The 3532-nt window shown below is 71.9% G+C and carries 3 protein-coding genes and 1 pseudogene; 1 reads left to right on the top strand and 3 read right to left on the bottom strand.

The window, feature by feature from the left end:
* On the bottom strand, nucleotides 1–1296 hold a 1296-nt coding region (locus HOQ08_RS13340; RefSeq protein ID WP_291195764.1), incomplete at its 3' end, for an MFS transporter.
* Nucleotides 1297–1427: 131 nt separating this feature from the next.
* Between HOQ08_RS13340 and HOQ08_RS13335 the strand changes: the two genes are divergently transcribed.
* Nucleotides 1428–2429, top strand: coding sequence for a polyprenyl synthetase family protein (locus tag HOQ08_RS13335; protein WP_291195766.1), 1002 nt, complete (start codon nucleotides 1428–1430; stop codon nucleotides 2427–2429).
* 56 nt (nucleotides 2430–2485) lie between these two features.
* On the opposite strand, the gene HOQ08_RS13330 is transcribed toward HOQ08_RS13335, so the two are convergent.
* Nucleotides 2486–3268, bottom strand: coding sequence for a dienelactone hydrolase family protein (locus HOQ08_RS13330; RefSeq protein ID WP_291195762.1), 783 nt, complete (start codon nucleotides 3266–3268; stop codon nucleotides 2486–2488).
* 80 nt (nucleotides 3269–3348) lie between these two features.
* Nucleotides 3349–3532, bottom strand: a pseudogene (locus tag HOQ08_RS13325) (UbiH/UbiF family hydroxylase); the annotation flags it as partial.

Below are 3532 nucleotides of genomic sequence, written 5' to 3'. Positions count from 1 at the left end.
GCGATCAGCGCGACGATCTGGTGGGCCACGGGCGGCCTCGCATGGGTGGATGCCGCCGCAATATGAGGGCGGCGGCCGCGCGCCGCTACGCTCCGTTCCGGCCGCCTGCGCGGCAGCGGTGCGGGCGGCGATGCGGCGCGCGCCGACCGCCACCAGCGGCAGCCACACGAGCGTGGTCGCCGCCGCGCACAGGAATACGCCGCCCACCCCCAGCCGGCCCAGGGCGATGCCGCCGATGGCGCCGCCGACGAAGGCGCCGATGAACTGGCTGGTCGAATACGCCCCCATCGCCGCGCCGCGCAGGTGCGCCGGCGCCAGCCGCGAGACCAGGCTGGGCAGCGCGGCTTCCAGCAGGTTGAAGGCCGAGAAGAACGCCGCCGCCGAAACCCCGAGCCAGGCCACGTGCGCGCCGGATTGCGCAAAGCCCAGCAGCGACAGTCCGATCACCGCCACGCAGGCCAGCACGATGCGCAGGCTCTGGCCGATCTCCTTCATGCGGTGCAGCGTCGCGCCCATCACGAAAGCGGCGATCGTCATCACCGGCAGGTACAGCTCCCAGTGCCGCCGCGCCGGCAGGTGCAGCCGCTCGGCCAGCAGCAGCGGCAGGCCGACGAAGCTCGCCGTCAGCAGCAGGTGCAGGAAGAACACCGAGCCGTTGAGCACCAGCAGGCGGCCGTCGCGCAGCATCGCCAGGACGCCGCCCAGGCTCGCCGCAGCCGGCCCCTTCGCGCGCTCGGGCGTGGGCACGATCAGCCACAGCAGCCCCAGCGAGAGCAGCGCCAGCACCGAAGTGGCGCCGAACAGCCCCGGCAGCCCGCCCACGGCCTCCAGCGGCGGCCCCAGGATCAGCGCCAGCAGGAACGACACGCCGATCGACACGCCGATGATGCCCATCACCTTGCCGCGCTGCTCCTCGCGCGTGAGGTCGGCCGCCAGCGCGGTGCCGGCCCCGGCCACCGCGCCCATGCCCTGCAGCGCGCGGCCGGCGACGATGCCCTCCAGCGTGTGCGAAAGCGCCGCCACCAAGCCGCCGGCGGCAAAGATCAGCAGGCCCAGGGTGATCGCGCTCTTGCGCCCCACGCGGTCGGAGAGCAGCCCCAGCGGGATCTGCAGCAGCACCTGGCCCAGCCCGTACACGCCCAGCGCCAGGCCGATCATGAGATCGCTGGCGTCGGCCATCTGGCGGGCGTAGAGCGAGAACACCGGCATGATCAGGAACAAACCGAACAGGCGCAGGCTGATCACACAGGCCAGGGTCAGCGCGCTGCGGCGCTCGAGAGGGGAGAGCTTGCTCACCGGGACGGCAGGTTACGGGTAGGCATCGGGCAATTATACGGAGCCGGTCCCGGCCCCAGTTGCGGCGCCATGTCGCGCCGTCGCGCGCGCCGGGCGTGGCCCTATAATCGCCCGTCCCGCCACCCGACCCCCTGCGCCCGATGCCTGCCGACGCCAGCCGAACCGCCGACTTTGCCGCCGTGCGCGAACTGGCCGCCGCCGACATGCTGCGCGTCGATGCGCTGATCCGCACGCGGCTGGCCTCCGACGTGGTGCTGATCAACCAGATCGCCGACCACATCATCGCCGGCGGCGGCAAGCGCCTGCGCCCGATGCTGCACGTGCTGGCCGCCGGCGCCGCAGGCTACGCAGGCGCGCAGCACATCAAGCTGGCCGCGGTGATCGAGTTCATCCATACCTCCACCCTGCTGCACGACGACGTGGTGGACGAATCGGACCTGCGCCGCGGCCGCAAGACCGCCAACGCGCTGTGGGGCAATGCCGCCAGCGTGCTGGTCGGCGACTTCCTCTACTCCCGCTCGTTCCAGCTGATGGTGGAGCTGGACGACATGCGGGTGATGCGCATCCTGGCCGACACCACCAACACCATCGCCGAGGGCGAGGTGCTGCAGCTGCTCAACATCGGCAATGCCGACGTGGACGAGGCGGCCTACCTCGCCGTGATCGAGCGCAAGACCGCGGTGCTGTTCGCCGCCGCCACCGAACTGGGCGGACTGCTTGGCGGACTGCCTGCGGAGAAGGTCGTCGCGCTGCGCCGCTTCGGCATGGAGCTGGGCTACGCCTTCCAGATCGCCGACGACCTGCTCGACTACGTCAGCGACGCCGGCACGCTGGGCAAGAACATCGGCGACGACCTGGCCGAGGGCAAGCCCACCCTGCCGCTGATCTATGCGCTGGAGCGCGCCACGCCCGCGCAGGCCGAGTCGATGCGCCAGGCCATCGTGCATGGCGGGCTGGATGCGCTGGACGACATCGTCGCCGCCATCCGCGGCAGCGGAGCGCTGGAACGCACCCATGCGTGCGCCGTGCGGCACGCCGACGCCGCGCGCGACGCGCTGGCGGCGCTGCCCTCCTCGCCCCATCGCGACGCGCTAGCCGCGCTGGCGGACTATTCGGTGCAGCGCAGCTTCTGACGGCCGTCCCGCACGCGGCGCGCTTTGCCGCCACCCGAATCGGGCGGCCCAAGCGGCTAGGGCCGGCCGGCGAAGGCCGCATCCAGCCAGTCATGCATCATGCGATAGCTGCGCGCGGCAGCGCGGGCGTCGTACTTGCAGCCGGGGGAGTTCTGGTCCGTCTCGGTAAAGCAATGCACGGCGTTGCCCAGCACCGCGAACTGCCAGTCGGCGTTGCTTGCGCGCATCTCGTCCATGAAGGCGCCCGCGTCGGGCATCGTGCCCTTGTCGTCGGCGCCGTTCATCGCCAGCACACGCGCCTTGACACGGTCGGGCGCGGCCGACTTGCCCGCCGCCAATGCGCCATGGAAGGACACCACCGCCGCCACGTCGGCGCCGCTGCGCGCCAGGTCGAGCACCGCCGAGCCGCCGAAGCAGAAGCCGATCGCGGCGAGCTTGCCGGGGTCCAGCGGCGCCTTGCCGGCCTGCGCCTTCAGCTGCGCGAGCGCCAGGTTCACGCGGCGGCGCATCAGGGCGCGGTCGCCGTAGAGCGGTTGCACGGCGGCCTTGGCCTGGTCGTCGTTCTTCGGGCGCAGGTTCTGCCCGTACATGTCCGTCAGCAGGATCACGTACTGCTTGCCGGCGATCGTCTCGGCCTTCCTTACGGCCATATCGTTGACGCCGTACCAGTTGGGCACCATCACCAAGCCGGGACGCTGGCTGGAAACGGCATCGTCGTAGACCAGCACGCTTTCGAAGCGGGTGCCGCCGTCGGTCCATGCCACGGGGCGATGCACCATCTTCGCCGACGCGGCGAAGGCCAGGGAGAGCAAAGGCAGTGCGATGAGGATGCGGCGCATGGCGGTGGCTCCAGTGCTGTAGGGGCGCTCCGCGCCGTGTGCCGTGGCGTCCGGCCAGCGGTTGTGGAAGCTCCCGATGGTCAGCGGCCTGCGGCGTGCGCGGCCAGCCGGCGCTTCAGCGGCGCCAGCCGGTCGGCCAGGCGCACGCCAAGCGCACGCGCGGCCACCAGGGGCGGGGTCTGCCAGGCGTAGATGCGCGCCAGCGCGTCGAAGGTCCAGGCGTCCAGCGTGTCGGCGCTGCGGCGGCGGCGCGCATAGCGGCGC

The organism is Frateuria sp. (assembly GCF_013362045.1).
In the GTDB taxonomy this organism is placed as follows: domain Bacteria; phylum Pseudomonadota; class Gammaproteobacteria; order Xanthomonadales; family Rhodanobacteraceae; genus Frateuria_A.
Note: the sequence above shows the minus strand (reverse complement) of the source record. Positions and strands in the feature narration are given on the sequence as shown.